Below are 20,459 nucleotides of genomic sequence, written 5' to 3' on the forward strand. Positions count from 1 at the left end.
CGGACCGAACGCGTCGAGCGTGTCGTGCCGGTCGAACGGGTCGGACTGGTCGAGACGGGTCCAGCGGGGTCGAACGGGATCGAGGGGGTCGAACGGGATCGAGCGGGTCGGGCGCCGGCGCCGGGCGTCGCGGGAGCGTCGTGGAGGCGTCAGCGGGCGAGGCGGTGCAGGGTGGCGAGCACGTCGTCCAGCCAGGCGAGGGTCATCCGCTCGTACTCGATGCCCCCGCGCAGCACCACGTGCTGCAGCTGCTGCCGGGCGTCGAGCGCGGTGAGGTCCGGGAAGTCGCGCTGCTCGCCGTGCAGGTAGCGGGCGAGCAGGGCGGCGTGGCTCTCGCGGTGGCGCTCGACCTCGGAGATCAGTGCGGCCGGGTCGTCGAACGCGGCGGCGCGGATCTTGACCGCCAGTTCGTGCCGGACGGTCTCCGGTTCGACCGGTTCGCGCAGCCAGTCGGCCAGTGCGGCGCGACCCGGCGCGGCGGCCGAGTACACCTTCTTGTCCGGCCGGCCGTCCTGGGCGACCTCCTCGGCGGAGATCCAGCCGTCCGCCTCCATCCGCCGCAGCACCCGGTAGATCTGCTGGTGGGTGGCGGTCCAGAAGCGCCCGATGGAGCGGTCGAATCGCCGTGCCAGCTCGTAGCCGGAGCCCGGCTGCTCCAGCAGTGAGACGAGGATCGCGTGCTCCAGTGCCATGACCCGCATCCTGCTATGCAACGAGTTGCATAGGCAAGGGCGCCCGGGCGGGGTGAGACGCAGCTCACCGCGAACCCCCGCCGGGCGGCGGGCGGGCAGGGTAGCTTCCGGGGCGAAAAGGTGCAAAACAGCAGATCGGCGCCAGAATGGTACTGGGCTTGCGCCCTCCATGTTCCAGACCTAGGAGGTGGTATCGGTGTCTACCCAGATCCCGATGGGCATGGAGCACCATCCGGACATCGTCGAACTCCGGGAGCAGTACGAGCGGCTCACCCTGACCCCGCGTGCCCAGGCCGTCGAGGCCCTGGCCGTTCTCGCGGGCCTGTTCCTGGCGGCCTCGCCATGGATCGTCGGCTTCACGGCATTCAGCACGCTGACCGTCACCTGCCTGATCGTCGGCCTCGCCTACTGCCTGCTGATGGCCGGCTACGGCTCGGCCTACGAGCGCACCCACGCACGGGCCTGGGCGGCAACGCTGCTCGGCGCGTGGACGATCATCTCCCCCTGGGTGGTCTCCGGAGAGGTCGACCGCGGCAAGAACATCGTCACCTGCCTGATCGCGGGCGGCGTGATGTTCCTGCTGGGGCTCGCCGCGATCTCCATGGCCACCATGACGTCGAACGGAGCGTCGATGCGGCGCGGCCGGGCAGGCCGGGCCAAGGGCTGACGTTCCGGGCCGGCACCCTGGGACAGCCCGAAACCGGGGCGCGGAGCGGCGAGGCCGCCCTCCGCGCCCCGGCGCACGTCCCGGCCCGGACCCCGGCGTACGTCTCTGGTGGACGGCCCGGCCTGGACCCCGGCGTACGTCCCGGCCGGCGTCTCGGGTGCGCGGCGCGGCCGGCTCCGGGCGCCTGGCCCGGCCCGGTGGGCTCCCGGAGACCGGCGGTCCCCACCCCGGGCGCGGGCCGGGCACTACGGCCGGGTCATCCGCAGCACGTCCAGCGCCTCGTCCAGCTGCTCCAGGGTGAGCCGCCCCTGCTCCAGGTAACCGCGCTCCAGCACCACCTGACGGATGGTCTTGCGCTCCGCCAGCGCCTGCTTGGCGACCTTGGCCGCCTCCTCGTAGCCGATGTACCGGTTCAGCGGGGTGACCACCGACGGCGAGGACTCCGCGTACTCCCGGGCGCGTTCGACGTTCGCGGTGATGCCGTCCACCGTCCGGTCGGCCAGCAGCCGGGCGCTGTTGGCCAGCAGCCGCACCGACTCCAGCAGGTTGCGGGCGATCACCGGGAGCATCACGTTCAGCTCGAAGTTGCCGCTCGCGCCCGCGACCGTCACGGTGGCGTCGTTCCCCATGACCTGCGCCGCGACCATCAGCACCACCTCGGGCAGCACCGGGTTGACCTTGCCGGGCATGATCGACGAGCCCGGCTGGAGGTCCGGCAGGTTGATCTCGCCGAGGCCGGTCCGCGGGCCCGAGCCCATCCAGCGCAGGTCGTTGGCGATCTTGGTGAAGCCGACCGCGATGGTGCGCAGCTGCCCGCTCAGCTCGACCAGGCCGTCCCGGGCGCCCTGCGCCTCGAAGTGGTCGCGGGCCTCGGTCAGCGGCAGGTCGGTGGTCCGGGCGAGCTCCTCGATCACGGCCGCCGAGAACCCGGCGGGGGTGTTGATGCCGGTGCCCACCGCCGTGCCGCCGAGCGGCAGTTCGGCCACCCGGGGGAGCGTCGCCAGCAGCCGCTCGCGCCCGTGCCGGACCTGCGCCGCGTACCCGGCGAACTCCTGGCCGAGGGTCACCGGGGTGGCGTCCATCAGGTGCGTCCGGCCCGACTTCACCACGTGGGCGAACTCCGCCGCCTTGCGCTCCAGCGCCTCCGCCAGGTGCTCCAGCGCCGGGATCAGGTCGTGGGTGACGGCGGCGGTGGCGGCGATGTGGATCGAGGACGGGAACACGTCGTTGGAGGACTGGCTCGCGTTGACGTGGTCGTTCGGGTGGACGGGCCGGCCCAGCCGTTCGCCGGCCAGCGTCGCGATCACCTCGTTGGTGTTCATGTTGGACGAGGTGCCCGAACCGGTCTGGAACACGTCGACGGGGAACTCGGCGTCCCAGCGGCCCTGCGCGACCTCCTCGGCGGCGGCCGCGATCGCCGCGGCGGTCTCGTCGTCGAGGACCCCGAGCCGGGCGTTCACCCGGGCGGCCGCCGCCTTGATCCGGGCCAGCGCCGCGATGTGCGCGCGCTCCAGCCGCTGGCCGGACACCGGGAAGTTCTCCACCGCCCGCTGCGTCTGCGCCTGCCACTTCGCCGCGGCGGGCACCCGGACCTCGCCCATCGAGTCGTGCTCGATGCGGTAGTCCTGCCCGGCCCCGGTCCCCTGCTCGTCGCCCATCGCGCCCTGCACCTCCCGGCCGGCCTGACGCCGGCGTCGATCGTCGTTAGCGGTCTTCGATCACGACAGCCGCGCGCGGGCCCGCCGTATTTCCGGTCGGCCCGGCCCGTTTTCGGTCGGCCCGGCCCGCCTTCCGGTCGTCGGCCCGGCCTGTTCTCCGGTCGGCCTGGTCGGCGTGGCCGGCCTTCTCGTCGGCCCCGTCCGTCCGGGTGGATCCGCCCGTCCGTGGTGGTTCGTCCGGGCGCGGCGGCGTCGAAGCGGACGGCCGGGCCGCCCGGGACGATGGTCGTCCAGCCCCGGAGCGGTGATCATTCTCACCCGGCGAGCCCACCGCCAGTCCGGGCAAGATTCACTCGTTCGAGCGAAGATCGCGAGGTGGCGCCCCGTCCCCGAACCGACCGCTCCGTACGCTCGGCCCGACCGGGGGAGAGCTCCGGGTCGGACGGCGGCCAGCCGCCCCGACGGTCAGACGGCGAGACGCGCGGACTGCCCGACGGGCAGGGCCGGCCGGCCGGACGCCCGGGCGGTCGACGGACGACCACCGGGCCACCGAGGGAACACAGGGGCGGGCATGGCGGCAGGGCAGCGGGACGACCGGGACGACCTCGGGCGTGACGGCGACGACCGTCCGACGGGCCTCAGCCGCCGCCGCCTCCTCGGCGCCGCCGCGGCGCTCGGCGGGGCCGGCTGGCTGCTCCGCGGCACCATCGGACCGGACCACGCCCGGGCCGCCACCCCGGTGCCACCCGGCCTGCCCGCCGGCACCGAGCTCTACCAGCGCGTCTACCAGAACTGGTCCGGCGAGGTCCGCGCCGACCAGCTCTGGACCTGCGCCCCGCGCACTCCCGAGGAGGTGCCGCTGCTCGCCGACTGGGCCCGCGCCAACGGCTGGCGGCTGCGCGCCCAGGGGTACCGGCACACCTGGGCCCCGCTCACCGTCGCCGACGGCACCCCCGAGGCCGCCCGCGTCGTGCTGCTGGACACCACCCGCCACCTCACCGCGATCACCGCCGACTCGCCGACCACCGTCCGGGTCCAGACCGGCGCCACCATGGATGCCCTGCTCACCCACCTCGCCGCGCGCGGCCTCGGCGTCACCAACTGCCCCGCGCCCGGCGAACTGACCGTCGGCGGGGTGCTCGCCATCGGCGGCCACGGCACCGCCGTCCCGGCCACCGGCGAGGCCCGCCCGGACGGCCACGGCTACGGTTCCCTCAGCAACCAGGTCACCCGACTGACCGCGGTCGTCCACGACCCCGCCACCGGCCGCTACGCGCTGCGCACCTTCGACCGCGCCGAGGCCGACAGCGCCGCCTTCCTGGTCCACCTCGGCCGGGCCTTCGTGACCGAGGTGGTGCTCCGGGCCGGCGCCGACCGGCCGCTGCGCTGCGTCAGCCGGCTGGACGTCCCGGCGAGCGAACTCTTCGCCCGCCCGGGCAGTACGGGCCCGCTCGGCCGCCCCCGCACCCTCGCCGACTTCGTCGCCCGCGACGGCCGCGCCGAGGCGATCTGGTTCGCCTACACCGAGTACCCCTGGCTGAAGACCTGGAGCGTCGCCCCGAACCGGCCGCTCGCCTCCCGCGCCGTCGACGAACCGTACAACTACCCGTTCTCGGACAGCATCCCGGAACCGGTCGCCCGGCTCGCCGGCCAAATCGTCTCCGGCGCTTGGGCATCGGCCCCGCTCTTCGGCCAACTCCAGTACCTGATCACCAAGGTGGGACTCACCGGTGACCTCACCGACGTCCTGCTCTCCGGCGGCGTGCTCCGCGACCTGCTCACCGGCGACGTGCTCACCCACCTGCTGGCCGGCGGCCTGCGCTCCGACCTGTGGGGCCCCTCCCGCACCCTGCTGCAGTACGTCCGGCCCACCACCCTGCGGGTCACCGCCAACGGCTACGCCGTCCTGGCCCGGCGCGCCGACCTCCAGTGGGTCGTCGCCGAGTTCGCCGACCACTACCGGAAGTCGCTCGCCGACCACCAGGCGCGCGGCGAGTTCCCGGTGAACGGCGCGGTGGAGATCCGGGTCACCGGCCTGGACGACCCCGCCTGGTGCGGCGTCCCCGGCGCCCGGCCGCCCCTGCTCTCCGCGCTGCGCCCGCGCCCCGACCGCCCCGAGTGGGACACCGCCGTCTGGCTCGACGTCCTCGCCCTCCCCGGCACACCCGGGCTGCACCGCTTCGCCCGTGAGCTCGAACAGTTCCTGCTGTGCACCTTCGACGGCACCCGGGCCGGGGTCCGGGTCGAGTGGTCCAAGGGCTGGGCCTACACCGACGAGGCCGCCTGGGCCGACCCGGACGTGCTCGACCGCGTCATCCCCGCCAGCCACCGGGACGGCGGTGGCCCCGGCTGGGACGAGGCGGTCGCCGTCCTGGACCGCCACGACCCCTACCGGGTGTTCGGAAACCCTTTCCTGGACCGGCTGTTGAAGATCTGATCCATCGTCAATCCGTTGGTCCGGGGCAGTCGTCCGCCGGCTCAGACGTGCTCCATCACGAGCACCGCCAGCGTGCCGGGCTCCAGGGCGCGGAACACGTGCGGGGCGTCGCCCGGGTAGCTGACGTAGTCGCCCGGGCCCAGCTCCACCGGCGCCTCCGCGGGCCCGGCCAGCGCGCGTCCGGCGCCGATCAGCACGTGCTCGACCGTGCCCGGCATGTGCGGATCGGACGCGCGGGCCTCGCCCGGCTGCGCCTCGATCCGGTAGATGTCGCGGCGGGCGTTCGGCGGGCAGGAGGCCAGCAGGGTGGCGGCGTAGTCGGCCTGCTCGGAGTGCGTGACCGGACCCTCGCCGGTCCGGATCACCCGCACCACCGGCCGCGGCGGGTCGACCAGCCGGCTGAACGGCACGTCGAGCGCCACTCCGAGCGCCCAGAGCGTCTCCACGCTGGGGTTGCCCGCGCCCGCCTCCAGCTGGGAGAGCGTGGACTTGGCGATACCCGCCCGCCGGGCCAGCTCGGCCATCGACAGGCCGACCCGCTCGCGCTCGCGCCGGATCGAGGCCGAGATCAGGCCGATCAGCTCCGAGCCGGACCCGGGGGTGCCGGGCGTGCCCGGGGTGCTCGGCGTGCCCGGGGCGCCGGTGCCGGGGGCGTCCGCCACCGGGCCCGCCCCGCCGTCGTTCACTGTCATCCGCGTTCGCTCCACTGGTCCATCCGTTCGCCTTGACGAACGGAAGCTCTCGGGTTCACTCTACTGGACATGCGTTCGCTACTCCGAACAGTCGACCGTGTCACCCTCCGGAACATCGCCCTGGTCTGCCTCGCCGACGCGCTGGTGGGCGTCTCCTTCGGCGCCATCAGTGTCTCCGGCGGCCTGCCGATCTGGGTGCCGATCGCCATGTCCCTCCTCGTCTTCGCCGGTGGCGCGCAGTTCGCGGCCGTCGGCCTGGTCCTCTCCGGCGGAGGCGCGCTGGCCGCCGTCGCCACCGGGCTGGTCCTCAACGCCCGCCTGCTGCCGTTCGGCTTCACCGTCGCCGACGTGCTCGAAGGCCCCTGGTGGCGACGCCTGCTGGGCGCCCAGCTGCTGACCGACGAAACCGCCGCCTTCGCCCTGCTCCAGCCCGACCGGCGCAGCCGCCGGGCCGCGTACTGGGTCTGCGGCGTCGCCCTGTTCGCGATCTGGAACGCCTCCGTCGTCCTCGGCGCCCTCGCAGGCGGCCTGATCGGCGACACCGACGCGCTCGGACTCGACGCCGCCTTCCCCGCCGTCCTGCTCGCCCTCGTCCTGCCCTCGCTCACCGACCGCCGCACCCGCGCCGCCGCCCTGGCCGGCGCCGTCGTCGCGGTCGCCGCCACGCCGTTCCTGCCGGCCGGGCTGCCCGTCCTGCTCGCACTCCTCGGGCTGGTGGTCGCCGGCCGTGGCGCGGCCGGCGGGCGGGCTCCGGAGCCGACCCCCGAGGCGGTCCCGGTGAACGGGCAGCGGCCCGTGGGCGGAACGGCCCCGGGCGGCGGGCCGACCGCCCCGATCACCGAAGAGGTCCACTGATGCCACTGCTCGCCGTCCTCCTGCTCGCCGCCGGCACCTACGCCTTCCGGATCGCCGGCCCGGCCCTCGGACACCGCCTCACCCTCTCCGACCGGCTGCGCCACCTGCTCGCCGTGGCCGCAGCCGTGCTGCTGGTCGCCCTGGTCGCCACCGGCGCCCTCACCCAGGGGCACGACTTCGCCGGCTGGGCGCGCCCGTCGGGCGTCCTGGTCGCCGGTCTGCTCGCGCTGCGCCGCGCGCCGTTCCCGGTCGTGGTGGTGGCGGGCGCCGCGACCACGGCCGTGCTCCGGCTCTGCGGGGTCGCCTGAGGCCACCCGCCGCCTGTCGGCCGCCGTCCGCCGTCCGTCGGCCGCCGAGACGCCCGAACGGGCCGGCGGGGTTCAGCCGGTGGCGCCGCCGGCCAGGCGCTCCTGCTGGATCTCGGGCCGCTTGCTGTCCCACAGCAGCTCCCAGACCTTGAACACGCAGTGGTAGTCGCGCATGCTGCCCTTGGAGATCAACAGATAGGTGTCGCCGTCCCGGAGCAGCGTGCGCTGCCGGCTGTTGAACGGGTGCTGCGGCGTGTACGACGGGACGAGCCGCTTCAGTTCGGCGAGGGCCTCCTCGCGGGTGCCCTCGATCTCGGCGAGCACGTTGGTGCCCCAGATCCGGTCGTTGCCGAGACCCGTGGTCTCCTGGACGACCAGTGCCCAACGCGCCATGGCCCACCCCCGGTTCAGCTGCCGCCGCCTGCGGAAGCGATCATCCTATCGACGCGCCGGGTTCCCGGGAGCCCAGGGCCTTGAAGAAGATGGTCGTCGGGTGCGGGACGCCCGCCGGGTCGGTCGCGTAGTCGGGCACGGTGCCGACCCTCGTCCAGCCCGCCGCCCCGTACATCCGCTCGGCCGGGCTCCCCGTCTCGGTGTCCAGCACCAGCAGCCGGATCCCGCGCCCGGCCGCCTCCGCCTCCAGGGCGGCCAGCAGCGATCCGGCCAGCCGCTGCCCCCGGTCCGCCCGGTGCACCATCAGCTTCGCCACCTCGCCGCGGTGCCGGCCGTTGGCGGGCACCGCGGGGCGCAGCTGCACCGTTCCGGCGATCCGGCCGGCCACCCCGGTGCCGTCCGTTCCGTCCGTTCCGTTCGTTCCGTCCGGCCCGTTCGCGTCCGCACCGCCCCGGCCGCCCGGGCGGGCCACCCAGAGCAGCAGCCGTCCGGCCGCGACCTCCGGAACCAGGGCCCGCCACCAGGCCGCCGCGTCGGCGTGGTCGAGCGGCGCGAGGAAGCCGAGGGAGGAACCGCCGTCGACGGTGTCCACCAGTAGGTCCGCCAGCCGCCCGGCCGCGTCCGCCAGTTCGTCCGCCGTCAACCGCTCGACTGTGTACATGCTCACTCCCTCGTCCCCGACCACCCGTAGCCCGGCCCCGTGCGCCATACTCGCCGTGCCTGCCGAAGATCGAAGACTAGAAGATCGAAGACCACAAGGACGACAAGGAGCTTCAATGGCGAAGCCGACCCGGATCGACCCCGCCGACCTGCTCGCCGTCGGCGACATGCTCACCGACGAGGAACGGCTGATCCGCGACACCGTTCGGAAGTTCACCGAGGAACGGATCCGCCCCCACCTCGCCGACTGGTTCGAGCGCGGCGTCTTCCCCGCCCGCGAACTCGGCCCCGAGCTGGGCGCCCTCGGCGTGCTCGGCATGCACCTGGACGGCTACGGCTGCGCCGGCTCCACCGCCGTCGCCTACGGCGTCGCCTGCATGGAGCTGGAGGCCGCCGACTCCGGGCTGCGCAGCTTCGTCTCCGTCCAGGGCTCGCTGGCCATGCGCGCGATCCACGCCTTCGGCTCCGAGGAGCAGAAGCAGCGCTGGCTCCCCGGGATGGCCGCCGGCCGGCTCATCGGCTGCTTCGCCCTCACCGAGCCCGACTTCGGCTCCGACCCGGCCAACATGCGCACCCGCGCCCGCCGCAAGGGCGCCGGCGAGAACGCCGACTGGGTGCTCTCCGGCTCCAAGATGTGGATCACCAACGGCAGCATCGCCGACGTCGCCGTCGTCTGGGCGCAGACCGAGGACGGCGTCCGCGGCTTCCTGGTCGAGCCCGGCACCCCCGGCTTCACCGCCACCGACGTGCACGGCAAGCTGTCGCTGCGCGCCTCCGTCACCAGCGAGCTGTCCTTCGACGAGGTCGTGCTGCCCGCCGACGCCGTCCTGCCGGGCGTCACCGGCCTGCGCGGACCGCTCTCCTCGCTCAACGAGGCCCGCTACGGCATCCTCTGGGGCACCGTCGGCGCCGCCCGCGACTGCTACACCGCCGCCCTCGACTACGCGAAGAGCCGCATCCAGTTCGACCGCCCGATCGCCGGCTTCCAACTCACGCAGCAGAAGCTGGTCGAGATGATGCTGGAGGTCGAGAAGGCCTACCTGGTCGCGCTGCGGATCGGCCGGCTCAAGGACGAGGGCGCGGCCCGCCCGGCGCACATCAGCTTCGGCAAGCTCAACAACGTGCGCGCCGCCCTGGAGATCGCCCGCAGCGCCCGCACGGTGCTCGGAGCCAACGGCATCACCACCGAGTACCCGGTGCTGCGGCACGCCAACAACCTGGAATCGGTGCTGACGTACGAGGGCACCAGCGAGATCCACACCCTCGTCCTCGGCGAGGCGATCACCGGCGAGTCCGCCTACCGCTGACGGCCACCGCGCCCGCGCGGCAGGCCGGAGACCCGGTGACCGGCCGGGCCCGGCGACCGGGCCGGGGGCCGGCGACCTGCCCGAAACCCGGTGGCCGGGCCGAGCCAGGCCCGGCTACCGTCCCTCCCATGACCAGTCAGCCGCAGTCCGGCACCTCGACCACCACCACCCTCTGGCGGCCCACCGGGCCCGAGGAGTTGGCCCTGGTCGAGGCCGCCGACTGGCGCGCCTGGCCGCCCCGGCTGCCCGACCAGCCGATCTTCTACCCGGTCCTCAACGAGGACTACGCGATCCGGATCGCCCGCGACTGGAACGTCCCCGCCTCCGGCGTCGGTTACGTCACCCGGTTCGAGGTGGACACCGCCTTCCTGGCCCGCTACCCGGTGCAACAGGCCGGCGGCCGGACCATCCTCGAACTCTGGGTGCCCGCGGAGGAGTTGGACGAGTTCAACCGCCACATCGTCGGCCGCATCGAGGTCGTCCACGAGTTCCGGCCGCCGCGGTGACGCGCTCGCCGAGGGGTGGCGGTCCGGTGCTGCTCACCTCGGCGCAGCAGACCAGCACCACGGCCCTGCTCGCCGGGGCCGCCGCCGCGCGCGGGCTGGAGACCGCCGTCCTCACCGGCCCCGCCACCGTCGACCGGCTGGCCGGGCGCCCCGTTCACTGGTACGGCGGCCCGCTCGCCGCCGCCCGGATCGCCGGGCCGCTCGGCCTTGGCCTGCTCGAACCCGAGGACGACTGGCTCGCCCGGCTCCCCGAGGAGTTCACCGGGCGGCGGATCGAGCTCACCACGCTCGCCGAGGCCTGGACGCTCACCCGCCCGGCCTTCGTGAAGCCGCCCTCCGACAAGTCCCTCCCGCCGGCCGTCTACCCGGACGGCATCCGGCTCCCGCGCCACGGCGAACGGATCGGTCCCGACACGCCCGTCCTGGTCAGCGACCCGGTGACGTTCGGCGCCGAGTACCGGCTGTTCGTCCTCGACGGTGAGGTGGTCACCGGCAGCCGGTACGCCCGCTTCGGCCGCCTCGACCCCGGTCCGCTCGTCGCCCACGCCACCGACTTCGCCCGCCGCCTGTGGGACGCCCTCGGCACGACGCTCCCCAGCGCGGTCGCCCTCGACGTCGGCCCGCTGCTCGACCCCTACGACCCGGCCGAACGCTGGGCCGTCGTCGAGGCGAACCTGCCGTGGTTCGCGCACTCCTACGCCGCCGACCCGGCGCGCGTCCTGGACGTGGTCCTGCGCGCCGCCGGCCCGGCCGCCGCACTGCGGGTGGCGGACCGCCGGTTCGTCCGCGCAGGCGACAGCTGACGACTAACAGATGACAGAGAACAGATGACAGCTTTCAACATCTGTTCGCTGAAATCTGTCATCTGTTAGTCGTCGCCCCTCCGACGTCCTCCGAGGCGCCGCCGACGCCGCTCGGACACCCGCCGTTCCGCCGGGCGACACCGGCCGGTACCCCGGGCCGTGCAGCATGTCGCGGTCGGCGGCGCCCACGAGGCGCGGCCGGCCGCACCTCGTGAAAGGGAACCCATGCTCACACCTCCGCCGCCCCGACCCCGGGTCCTCGTCGTCGGGATCGACGGCGTCCGGTACGACCTGCTGGACCAGGTCCCGATGCCGCGGCTCGCGGAGGTGGCCGAGGCCGGGTTCCTGGCGCCCGTCACGGTGGCCGACTCCACGCCCACCATGTCCGGGCCGTGCTGGGCCACCATCGTGACCGGGGTCGAGCCCGCCAAGCACGGCGTCTGGGGCAACCACCTGGGCGGCAACCGGCTCGACGTCTTCCCCGACTTCGCCACCCGCCTCGCCCGCGGGGACCGCCGCCGCACCTTCGTCGCCGCCGGCTGGGACCCGCTGATGATCAACGAGTCCGGTGGTCCGCTGTTCCGCGCGCCCGGCCGGCTCGCGTACATCGCCCCCGCCGAGGACACCCCCGAGGCCTGGGAGACCGTGGACGAGGAGGTCACCCGGGAGGCCGTGCACGTCCTCTCCACCGCCGACCCGGAGGCGTCCTTCGTCTACCTCGGCGCCGTCGACGAGACCGCCCACTTCCTCGGCTGCGGTGAGGAGTACCGGGCGTCCATGCGCACGGCCGACGAGCGCCTCGGCCGGCTGCTCGACGCGGTGCGCGGCCGGGCCGACTACGCCCAGGAGGCGTGGACGGTCATCGTCGTCACCGACCACGGCCACGTCGACGCGGGCGGCCACGGGGGCCGCACCGTCGAGGAGCGCACCGCCTGGGTGGCCTGCGCCGGCCCGGGCATCCCCGCCGCCCCGCCGGTCGGGGAGATCCGCCATCCGGACGTCGCCGCCCAGGTGTACGCGGCCCTCGGACGGCCCATCGACCCGCACTGGACGCTGGACGGCCGCCCGTTCCCGGTGGCCGAGCCCGTTCCGGCGGCCGTCTCGGCGGCTGTTCCGGCCGTCTGACCGGCCCCGTCGCCCGGGGAGCGGTCGGGCGACCCCGACTCCGGGGTGCCCGCCGTACACCTGAAGGTGGAGACCGTACCCCTGCGGACGGAGGAACGGTCACGACCTCGAGGTGACGCCCCGGCAGGCCACGCCGGGTCAGGATGGAGTCACCCCGGAGAACCGGACGGACGCGGGCCCGAGCAACGCGGACCGGACGGCACCCGGGGGAGCAGCAGCGCACCAGCACGGGCCACCGGCAGTGGGGGCACCGGACAGGAAAGGGCAGGGCGGGGTATGAGCGGCATCGTGAGCAAGGTCGCCCTCGGAGTCGCGGGCACGGGCATGGCCGTCGCCGTCGCAGCCGTCGCGGTCGGCCCACGGGTCTCCGACTGGTACGACGGGCGCCACCGGGAGCAGGCCAGCTACGCCACCGGCACCGACGCCAAGGCCGACCGCCGCTCGATGCCGGCCTGGCTGCCCGACAACGCCTCCTCCGTCCGGTACCTGATGTCCACCACCGGCGATGACCGCCTGCTGCGCGCCACCCTGCCGGACGGCCGGCTGCCCGCGGGCTGCACCGCGGTCACCCCGAGCAAGAACGTCCACCCGATGCCGGCCACGCTCAAGGCGGGCTGGTTCCCGGAGGGGGTCGCCGCCAAGGTCACCGGTACCTGCGGGCACTACAGCGTCACCCTGACCGGCAACCAGCTGTACGCCTGGCAGGACGGCGCCGCCGTCCAGGCCGCCATGCGCGCCGCGCAGCAGACCAAGCACTGAGGCAGGCCAAGCGAGGCAGGCCAAGCGCTGAGGCAGGCCGGTGCTGCGGCCAGCCCGGTGTTGCGGCCGGCCCGGGCACTGCGGCACGTCGGGCACCACGGCACCGGGGGCGCGGGACGCGGACGCGCGCGGGGCGGCTCCGCGCCCGTCCGGCGATGGGCCGCGTGGCCGTTCCCGGGTGTCGCCGGGCCGGGCCGCTGGGGTAGGACGGAGCGAGGAAACCCAGCGACCGTCCCGTGAGGAGCCCCATGCCTGGCCCGACCGCCGGCCCCGCCGGTGAGACGTCGACCGCACCCGCCACCCCCGCCGGTTCCGGCCGGGCCGGCGCCGCCACGCCCGGCCGTGTCACCACCGCCGTGCTCGGCGGCCTGGTCGCCCTCGGCCCGCTGACCACCGACCTCTACCTGCCCGGCCTGCCGGCGATCGCCGACGACCTCGGCGCCGAACCGGCCGCCGTCCAGCTCACCCTGACCTTCTCGATGTTCGGCGTCGCCGCCGGCCAGCTGGTCCTCGGGCCGCTCAGCGACCGGTTCGGCCGCCGGCCGCCGCTGCTCGCCGGCCTCACCGTCTACACCCTGGCCAGCGTCGTCTGCGTCCTCGCGCCCAACCTGCCCGTGCTGATCGCCGCCCGGTTCCTCCAAGGCGCCGCGGGCGCGGCGGGCATCGTCATCGGCCGCGCCGTCGCCCGCGACCGGTTCGCGGGCGTCGCGATGCTCCGCTTCCTCGCCTCGATCAGCCTGATATCCGGCCTCGCCCCGATCCTGGCCCCGCTGATCGGCGCCCAGCTGCTGCGCGTCACCTCCTGGCGGGGCACCTTCGGCGCCCTCACCGCCCTCGGCCTGCTGCTCGCCCTGATCGCCTTCGCCGCTCTGCGCGAGACCCTGCCGGCCGCCGACCGCCACCGCGGCGGGTTCACCGGCACCCTGCGCACCATGGGCGGGCTACTGCGTGACCTGCCGTTCCTCGGCCTCGTCCTGACCAGCAGCTTCGCCTTCGGCTCGCTGTTCGGCTACATCAGCGGCTCCTCCACGGTGCTCCAGCACGTCTACCACGTGTCGCCGCAGACCTACAGCCTGCTGTTCGGCGTCAACTCCCTGGCCATCGTCGCGGTCACCCAGCTCAACGGGCGGGTGCTCGCCCGCCGCTTCACCCCGGTCGCGCTGATGCTCGCCGGGCTCGGCACGGCGGTCGTCGCCGGGGTGGCCCTCGTCCTGGTGACCGCCGTCTGGGACTTCGGCCTGCTCGGCGTCTGCCCGGCGCTGTTCGTCCTGATGGGCAGCCTCGGGGTGGTGCTGCCGAACACCGCCGCGCACGCGCTCAGCCTGGTCGCCCCGCAGGCCGCCGGCTCGGCCTCCGCCCTGATCGGCACCGGCAACTTCCTCTGCGGCGCCGTCGTCGCCCCGCTCAGCAGCCTGGGCGGCAGACCGTCGGCGGTCCTGCTGGCCGTCGTCGTCCTGGCCTGCGCGCTGCTCGCCACCGTCTGCTACCTGGCGCTCTGCCGTCCTCGCCGCCCCGCCGCGCCCTCGCCGGCCCCGGCGCCGACCGCCGCCCCGGCCGGCTAGCGGGCAGGGGGAGGGGGAGGGGGAGGGAAGGGAGGCGGAGGGCGGCTGGGGTGCGGTGGAGGCGGTGCGCCGGTCCGCCCGTCCACCCCGTGCGCCGGTCCGCCCGCGAGGCTCAGTCCTCGCCGAGCCGGGCGGCGACCGCGGCGGCGTCGGGCAGCCGGGCGGGCTCGTGCCGACAGATCCGGGCGAGCCGGTGTCGTGCCGCCAGTTGTGCGCCGGGCCGGTCGGTCACCGGTCACCCGGGTCGCGGCAGGGGCGGTAGCAGCGCACGGAGGGCGGGCAGCACGAACCGGACCGCCCGCGGCCGTTCCCCGTTCCCACGCCGGGCGGTCGCCGCCGGAATCGCGCTTCCGGGACGTGCCGCCGGGGGTGCCGTGACGAGCTCGTCACGACACCCCCGGCGGGGGAGCGGGCCGCCCGGAGCGGGGCCGCCGCCGGTCAGGCGATGGCGAAGTCGTCGCCGTAGACGTTGCCCTGGCCGTACCAGCCGTGCAGGTACACCGTGACGGCGCCCGAGGCGCCGGTGGTGAACGGGACGGACAGCTTGGTCCACCCGGAGGCGTTGGCCCAGGTGCTCGCGGTGGCCCCGCCGCTCACGCCCAGGTAGGCGTAGTTGCCCTGGACCCAACCGCTCAACGTGTAGGCGTGGTTGGGCTGGAGCGTCACGGTCTGCGCGCACTGGCCGGTCTGGCCGGCGCCGGCCGCCGCCTGCAGGGCGTAGGAGCCGGAGTGGGCCGGGGCGGAGACCACCGCGCCGCCGCTCTGGCAGGTCCACGGGGCGAGGCCGCCGGTCTCCAGGCCGCCGTTCACGAGGCCGCCGGGCGGGGTGCCCCCGGTGACCGTCAGGGTGTAGTTGGCGGTGTGGCTGCCGGAGGGGGCGTTGCCGGTGACGGTGAGCGGGTAACTGCCGGGCGTCGTGGCCGCGGTGGTGGTGATGGTGAGGGTGGCGGTGCCGCCGGCGGTGACGCTGCCGGGGGTGACGGTGGCGGTGACGCCCGCGGGTGCGCCGGTGACGGCGAGGCTGACGCTCTGCGCCGAGCCGGCCGTCACGGCGGTGGTGATGGTCGCGCTGGTGGACGAACCAGCCGTCACCGTACCGGAGTTCGGGCTCGCCGCGACCGAGAAGTCGTTGCCTACCGGGGTGCTGCTGGTGAAGGGCGCGAAGATGTGGCTGAAGTCCCAGGTGCCCTGGCTGATCCCGGAGCAGTCGTCCCGACCGCCGGTGCCCGGGCAGCCGCCGTTGTCACGCTGCAGGGCCCAGAAGGAGAGCGTGTTGATGCCCTTCGAGACCGCCCAGTTGTACACCGTGGTGGCGTTCGCGACGGTGAAGGTCTCGGCCGCGCCGAAGTCGTCGATGCCGACCATCTCGGTGATGCCGATCGAACCCCACAGCTGGGCCGGGGTCCTGGTCGGGTACAGCTTGGCCAGCTGGTTGTAGAGGCCGGTCGCCGCGGTCTGGGTGTCGGCGGCCATGTCGTGGGCGGCGTTGTCGTAGTAGTCGAAGGTCATCAGGTTCACGACGTCGATGCGCGCGTTGTTGCTGACCGCGTTCTTCAGCACCGCCAACCCACTGGCGGCCAGGCCACCGGTGGTGGTCGGCAGAGTGTAGGAGAACTGGATCGAGCGGCCGTTGGCGGCGGCCCAGTCCTGCACCAGCTTGATCGCCTTGTTGCGGCGGTCGATGCCGGCCGTGTTGGTCAGTGAGTTGTCCTCGATGTCGAGGTCGATCCGGCTGATGTCGTAGGTGGTGACGACGTTCTCGAACGCGGCCGCGATCTGGTTCACGTCCGTGCAGCTGTCGGCCAGTTCGGTGCCGGTGTTGTCGGCGGTGTAGCCGCCGAAGGACGGGATGACGTCGCCGCCGTTCGCGCGGATGGTGGCGATGTCGGCGCCGAACGAGGAGGAGGCGACCGGCAGTGCGGTGTCGCCGTTCCAGTACGGCGTGCACGAGCCCTTGGTGGCGGTCTGCAGGAACGCCATCGTCAGGTGCTTGGCGCCGGACTGGGCGGCCAACGCGGCCGGGCTCTGGCCGGTCCAGGACTCGAAGTACGGGGCGAAGACCCGGCTCGGCAACGGGGTGGCGGCCTCGGCCTGGCTCGTCCCGGCGGCGACCAGTCCGGCCGACGCCAGCAGGGTGGCGCAGGCGGTCAGGGCGGCCTGGATCGTTCTGCGTAGACGCATGGATTCTCCAACAGACGTGGTGGGGCAGGACGTTGGTGAACTGAACTCTGGGTGCGGGCGCGCCGACCTCCCGCGGCCACGCGGAGCCCGTTCCGGCCCGACTGGCGGACAGGTCCCGGCGGGCGTGGTGGCGCGGGTGGCGCGGGTGGCCGGAGTGGCACGGGCGGCGCGATGGAGCGGGCGGAACGGCCGGTCGACGGTGCCCGGGCACGCGGGCGCCGTGCGGGACGACGGCAGCGCGAGGGCGAGGACGGGGCGGGAACGGGGGACGAGAACGGCGACGGGGGCGGAGCGGAACAGGGCAGGGCAGTGCCTCAGCCGCCGGTGGTCACACCCCCACAGTGCATCCCGGTCGGATCGACATGCTTATGTTTGGACTAGACCACTCCTCTGTCAAGACTCCTGACAGTTCGTCGGCGCACCGGTCCGGCGGTCGCCGGACGAACGAGACGAACAATCGGCTTGCGGCGCGCGGTGGCATTCGGACATGATCCTCCCCATGCGCGACCTCAACAGGAAGGGCGGCCACCGCCCGAACAGGTGAGCCCCACCCGCCGCCGACGACCGGCGGCCGGCCCCGTGCCACCCCTCACCGGGCGCCCGCACCCGGCTCCGCCGCCGCGGCCGGGCCGTCGCCCGGCGCCCGCCACCCCCGGTTCCGCGCCCGGTCACGTTCACCACCGCCGCCGCCACGGCCACGGCAGCGTCTGCCGCCGCGACCGCGGTCGCCACGACGTGCGCGACCGCACGACCGCGCGTCAGCGCCGCGCGCCCTCGCCGGCGCACCGGCGCCGCGCGCCCCGGCGCCCGCACGCCCGCACGCCCGCGGCCCACACCGCCCACCGCCTTCGTTCCCCTCGACAACAACCCGCCCCGGAGGAAACCCCTGTGACGACGACCTCGCTGGACACCGCCTGGAGCCTCGTGGAGTCCGGTGACCCGGGCGCCGCGATGCGTGAACTGCGCTCGGTCGCACGTGACCTGCCGGCCGCCCAGGTGGCCCCGCTGGTCGAACGGCTGGCCGCCGACGGCGGATTCGACGACCTCGTCGAGGCCGCCCGCACCCTGGCCGCCAAGCCCGCCCACCCCGGCGCGCTGTACGAGTACGGCTACGCCTGCGTCGGGCGCGGCGCCTCCTTCCTCGCCGTCCCCGCCCTCACCGAGGCCCTGCGCGCCGCCGGAGCCCCGCCGCGCGGCCTGCTCGCCAAGGTCCGCGGCCGGGCCGACCAGCGGCTGCCGATCATCGCCGAACTCGCCATCGCCCTGGAGGACGAGGAGCGCCACGGCGAGGCCGTCACCCTGCTGCGCGACCACGACGCGCTGCTCCGCGACTGGCCCGAGCGCTACCTGCTCGCCTACAACACCCTGATGGCCGGCGACGCCACCGCGGCCCGCACCGCCTTCGACCGCCTCCCCGCCGACGCCGGCCAGTGGCAGCCCGCCGCCGACCGGCTGCGCCGCTCGCTCGACCGCGCCGCGGCCGTCGCCGCCACCGCGCAGCCCGGCGGCCCCGACCCGCTCCACCACCAGGCCCTGCGCGCCTGGCACTTCACCCTCACCGGCGGCCTGCTCGCCACCCTCTCCCCGTACGGCTGGGACGCGGGCATGACCGGCCGCTACGCCTTCCTCCAGGACGGCTACGCGCTCTGCCGCGAGGGCCTGGAGCGGCTGCGGCTGATCCTGGAGGCGACCGGGACGCGCCCGCACTCCGTCTCCCTGCTGCCCGGCCGCGCCGACCGCGCGCTCGGCCTGGCCGCCGCCGGCCTGCTCGGCCTGCCCGTCCAGCCCTACCGGCCGGGCACGGCGAACACCGTGGTGGTGGCCTGAGCGAGGTGGACGACGAACTGCTCTCCCGCCTGAACGAGCGCGCACCGGGCGAGGTGCTCTACGAGCACGCCACCTGCTGGACGGAGGCGCCCGGCGTCGCGGCCGACGTCTGCGGCCTGCTCGGCCAGACGATCCTCGCGCCCTGGGAGCCGCTCGGTGGCGAGCCGGACGAGCGGACCGCCGAGGAGCTGGCGGCCGACATCCGCTCCGCCGACCCGACCCCGGACCCCGGCGACGGCGAGACCCCGGCCGACCCGGACGAGGCGCTGGTCGCCTTCGCCCGCGCGGTCGCGCCCCGCTGGCTGACCGGCCCGCGCGACCGCTGCCGCTCCGCCGGCCCGGTGCGCAGCTCACGCTTCGCCTGAACGGTGGCCGCGCGGGCGCCCGCCCGCCGCGAAGCCCGTCCGCCCTGACGCCTGTCCGCCCTGACACCCGTACGCCGCGACGTCCGTCCGGGCCGGTCACGGCGCCTGGGCGACCAGCGACTCCACGAGCGCCATGCCGTCGTCCCCGCTGCGCCACCTGGAGCGGGGGCGGTGCGCCGCCAGTCGGCGGACGGCGGTGGTCAGCCAGGCGTCGTCACCCAACAGGTCGGCGCGCCCCCGGTGGACGACGATGACCAGCAGCGACTGCAGCAGGGTGATCTCGCGCGCGGAGTAGAACTCGTGGTGATGGGTGAAGTGCGGCGACCACATGTCGTACGGGTGCCGGACCATGGCGCGCAGGCAGGAGCCGTTGGTGGTGATGCCGGCGGTCTTGCTGAAGAGGCCGCCGAGGGGGCTGCTGAAGAACGAGTCGACGGTGACCGCCACGTTCAGCTCCATCAGTCGCCCCCACGGCACCGGATGCGACTCCTTGCCGGTGACGTGGTGCTCCAGCCCCTCGGGGGTGAGGACGAGGTGGGCCTTGCCCTCGGGGTCGCCGATGGTCCACCGGCCGTCGGCCCGGACCAGCGGGCCGAGGCGGTCCGGGTGGGCCGGATGGGCCGGCGAGGCGTTGGACGAAGTGGCGGCGAACGGTTCGGCGGTCACGGCGTTTCCCTCGGGCAGGCGGCATCGACATGCCGACCAGACTTCCCGGCTCACCCGCTGCCGACCGTACACCCTGTCAGATCCACTGCCGCAGGGGCATTCGAACAATGAGTGACGCGGCCGCGCGCACGTCGTCGCGCGCGGCCGCGGTCCGCCCGGCGCTCAGGACGCCGGCCGCTCGGTGGCCTGCTCAGGCCGGCGGGCAGAGGGTGGCGCGCAGGGCGTCGATGATCTTCTCGGCCTTCTCGGTGCCGAAGCCCTGCGGGTGGCCGGCGTCGGTGAACCGCTGATTGGCCAGCTCGACCAACTTGGCCCGGTCCTTGGGGAACTGGTACATCGACTGGCACTGGTTGCGGGCCCGGTCGACGGCCTGCTCCGGCTTTCCGCCGACGATCGCCGGGTCGATCGCCTCCAGCGCGGCGACCAGCTTGGCGGTGGCCTCGTCGCCCGGCTTGGCGGGCAGCCCGGCGTCGGTGGGCGGCGCGGGCTTGGGCGGCGCCGGGGTGTTCGGGGCGTCCGCGGCGCCGGGCGAGGTGGTGCCGGAGGCGGGCCCGTTGGGGGTGGCCGGGGCGGAGGCACCCGGTGCCGGTGCCGTGGTGGCGCCGGCGGCGGGGGTGCTCGCGGTGGTGGCGGCGGGCGCGGTGGAGGCCGCGGACGCGACGGGGGAGCCGGTGGCGCCGGCCGTGGCGGTGCCGGAGCCCGAGCTGGAGCAGGCGGCGAGGCTCACCGCGGCGAATGCCGTGAGGGTGGCGGCGAGGAGACGAGTGCGCATCCCGCCACACTGTCATGTTCGCGCCGCTCAAGGGAAGATCCCGGGAGGGCGGCGGCTCGCGGGGTGCGGAGGCGATCCCGGATCCCGCGCGGCCTCGGTTCCGAGGTGGCGGCGAACAACTTTCAGCAAACGACAATTACCGAACACAAGTTGATATAGGTGGGGTGAAAGTTGTGGTAAGTAAATTTGTGGCCCGCCCCTCCGGCGCAGTCCACCCCCGTGGG

General features: G+C 74.6%; 20 protein-coding genes. 12 read left to right on the plus strand and 8 right to left on the minus strand.

What is annotated here, in order from left to right:
• Positions 1–149 precede the first annotated feature (149 nt).
• Positions 150–692: a PadR family transcriptional regulator gene (locus tag ACFVHB_RS03490; protein WP_380314583.1), complete on the minus strand. Its 543-nt coding sequence runs from the start codon at positions 690–692 to the stop codon at positions 150–152.
• A 196-nt stretch (positions 693–888) separates the two neighbouring features.
• Between ACFVHB_RS03490 and ACFVHB_RS03495 the strand changes: the two genes are divergently transcribed.
• Positions 889–1,359 carry an SPW repeat protein gene (locus ACFVHB_RS03495; RefSeq protein WP_360190117.1) on the plus strand — a complete coding sequence of 157 codons (471 nt, stop codon included), beginning with the start codon at positions 889–891 and terminating at the stop codon, positions 1,357–1,359.
• Positions 1,360–1,604: 245 nt separating this feature from the next.
• Here the strand turns inward: ACFVHB_RS03495 and ACFVHB_RS03500 are convergent, their stop codons facing one another.
• Complete coding sequence (locus tag ACFVHB_RS03500) at positions 1,605–3,017, minus strand: class II fumarate hydratase (RefSeq protein ID WP_380314584.1); 1,413 nt, start codon at positions 3,015–3,017, stop codon at positions 1,605–1,607.
• A 571-nt stretch (positions 3,018–3,588) separates the two neighbouring features.
• On the opposite strand from ACFVHB_RS03500, the gene ACFVHB_RS03505 reads away from it, so the two are divergent.
• On the plus strand, positions 3,589–5,454 hold the full coding sequence (locus ACFVHB_RS03505; protein WP_380314585.1) for a cholesterol oxidase substrate-binding domain-containing protein: 1,866 nt from the start codon (positions 3,589–3,591) through the stop codon (positions 5,452–5,454).
• A gap of 41 nt (positions 5,455–5,495) precedes the next feature.
• Here ACFVHB_RS03505 and ACFVHB_RS03510 read toward each other — a convergent pair whose 3' ends face one another.
• Complete coding sequence (locus ACFVHB_RS03510) at positions 5,496–6,146, minus strand: helix-turn-helix domain-containing protein (RefSeq protein WP_380314586.1); 651 nt, start codon at positions 6,144–6,146, stop codon at positions 5,496–5,498.
• A gap of 69 nt (positions 6,147–6,215) precedes the next feature.
• Between ACFVHB_RS03510 and ACFVHB_RS03515 the strand changes: the two genes are divergently transcribed.
• Entirely contained in the window at positions 6,216–7,001 is a 786-nt protein-coding gene (locus ACFVHB_RS03515) for an AzlC family ABC transporter permease (RefSeq protein ID WP_380314587.1), read from the plus strand.
• The gene (locus ACFVHB_RS03520; RefSeq protein WP_380314588.1) at positions 7,001–7,309 is read left to right on the plus strand and encodes an AzlD domain-containing protein; all 309 of its coding nucleotides are present in this window, start codon (positions 7,001–7,003) and stop codon (positions 7,307–7,309) included. Before ACFVHB_RS03515 ends, ACFVHB_RS03520 begins: the two co-directional genes overlap by 1 nt.
• Before the next feature lie 72 nt (positions 7,310–7,381).
• On the opposite strand, the gene ACFVHB_RS03525 is transcribed toward ACFVHB_RS03520, so the two are convergent.
• On the minus strand, positions 7,382–7,702 hold the full coding sequence (locus tag ACFVHB_RS03525) for a hypothetical protein (RefSeq protein ID WP_380314589.1): 321 nt from the start codon (positions 7,700–7,702) through the stop codon (positions 7,382–7,384).
• Positions 7,703–7,742: 40 nt separating this feature from the next.
• Positions 7,743–8,363, minus strand: a complete 621-nt coding sequence (locus tag ACFVHB_RS03530; RefSeq protein WP_380314590.1) for a GNAT family N-acetyltransferase — start codon at positions 8,361–8,363, stop codon at positions 7,743–7,745.
• A gap of 115 nt (positions 8,364–8,478) precedes the next feature.
• On the opposite strand from ACFVHB_RS03530, the gene ACFVHB_RS03535 reads away from it, so the two are divergent.
• From ACFVHB_RS03535 to ACFVHB_RS03560, 6 genes are all read left to right on the plus strand, one after another.
• Positions 8,479–9,669 carry an acyl-CoA dehydrogenase family protein gene (locus tag ACFVHB_RS03535; protein ID WP_380314591.1) on the plus strand — a complete coding sequence of 397 codons (1,191 nt, stop codon included), beginning with the start codon at positions 8,479–8,481 and terminating at the stop codon, positions 9,667–9,669.
• 128 nt (positions 9,670–9,797) lie between these two features.
• Complete coding sequence (locus tag ACFVHB_RS03540) at positions 9,798–10,175, plus strand: ADP-ribosylation/crystallin J1 (protein WP_380314592.1); 378 nt, start codon at positions 9,798–9,800, stop codon at positions 10,173–10,175.
• Positions 10,176–10,201: 26 nt separating this feature from the next.
• Positions 10,202–10,978, plus strand: coding sequence for an ATP-grasp domain-containing protein (locus ACFVHB_RS03545; protein ID WP_380314593.1), 777 nt, complete (start codon positions 10,202–10,204; stop codon positions 10,976–10,978).
• Positions 10,979–11,203: 225 nt separating this feature from the next.
• Positions 11,204–12,103 (plus strand): alkaline phosphatase family protein, encoded by a 900-nt coding sequence (locus ACFVHB_RS03550; protein WP_380314594.1) that lies wholly within the window; start codon positions 11,204–11,206, stop codon positions 12,101–12,103.
• A 276-nt stretch (positions 12,104–12,379) separates the two neighbouring features.
• Positions 12,380–12,862, plus strand: a complete 483-nt coding sequence (locus tag ACFVHB_RS03555; protein ID WP_380314595.1) for a hypothetical protein — start codon at positions 12,380–12,382, stop codon at positions 12,860–12,862.
• Between the two features lie 248 nt (positions 12,863–13,110).
• Entirely contained in the window at positions 13,111–14,424 is a 1,314-nt protein-coding gene (locus tag ACFVHB_RS03560) for a multidrug effflux MFS transporter (RefSeq protein WP_380314596.1), read from the plus strand.
• A gap of 438 nt (positions 14,425–14,862) precedes the next feature.
• Here the strand turns inward: ACFVHB_RS03560 and ACFVHB_RS03565 are convergent, their stop codons facing one another.
• On the minus strand, positions 14,863–16,605 hold the full coding sequence (locus ACFVHB_RS03565; protein ID WP_380314597.1) for a glycosyl hydrolase family 18 protein: 1,743 nt from the start codon (positions 16,603–16,605) through the stop codon (positions 14,863–14,865).
• Between the two features lie 888 nt (positions 16,606–17,493).
• Between ACFVHB_RS03565 and ACFVHB_RS03570 the strand changes: the two genes are divergently transcribed.
• Together ACFVHB_RS03570 and ACFVHB_RS03575 are read left to right on the plus strand one after the other, a co-directional pair.
• Positions 17,494–18,432, plus strand: a complete 939-nt coding sequence (locus ACFVHB_RS03570) for a hypothetical protein (RefSeq protein ID WP_380314598.1) — start codon at positions 17,494–17,496, stop codon at positions 18,430–18,432.
• 5 nt (positions 18,433–18,437) lie between these two features.
• Complete coding sequence (locus ACFVHB_RS03575; protein ID WP_380314599.1) at positions 18,438–18,797, plus strand: hypothetical protein; 360 nt, start codon at positions 18,438–18,440, stop codon at positions 18,795–18,797.
• A gap of 96 nt (positions 18,798–18,893) precedes the next feature.
• Here the strand turns inward: ACFVHB_RS03575 and ACFVHB_RS03580 are convergent, their stop codons facing one another.
• Positions 18,894–19,463: a hypothetical protein gene (locus ACFVHB_RS03580; RefSeq protein ID WP_380314600.1), complete on the minus strand. Its 570-nt coding sequence runs from the start codon at positions 19,461–19,463 to the stop codon at positions 18,894–18,896.
• 190 nt (positions 19,464–19,653) lie between these two features.
• The gene (locus tag ACFVHB_RS03585; protein WP_380314601.1) at positions 19,654–20,235 is read right to left on the minus strand and encodes a hypothetical protein; all 582 of its coding nucleotides are present in this window, start codon (positions 20,233–20,235) and stop codon (positions 19,654–19,656) included.
• Positions 20,236–20,459 lie beyond the last annotated feature (224 nt).

It is taken from the genome of Kitasatospora sp. NPDC127111, from assembly GCF_042677465.1.
Classification (GTDB): domain Bacteria; phylum Actinomycetota; class Actinomycetes; order Streptomycetales; family Streptomycetaceae; genus Kitasatospora.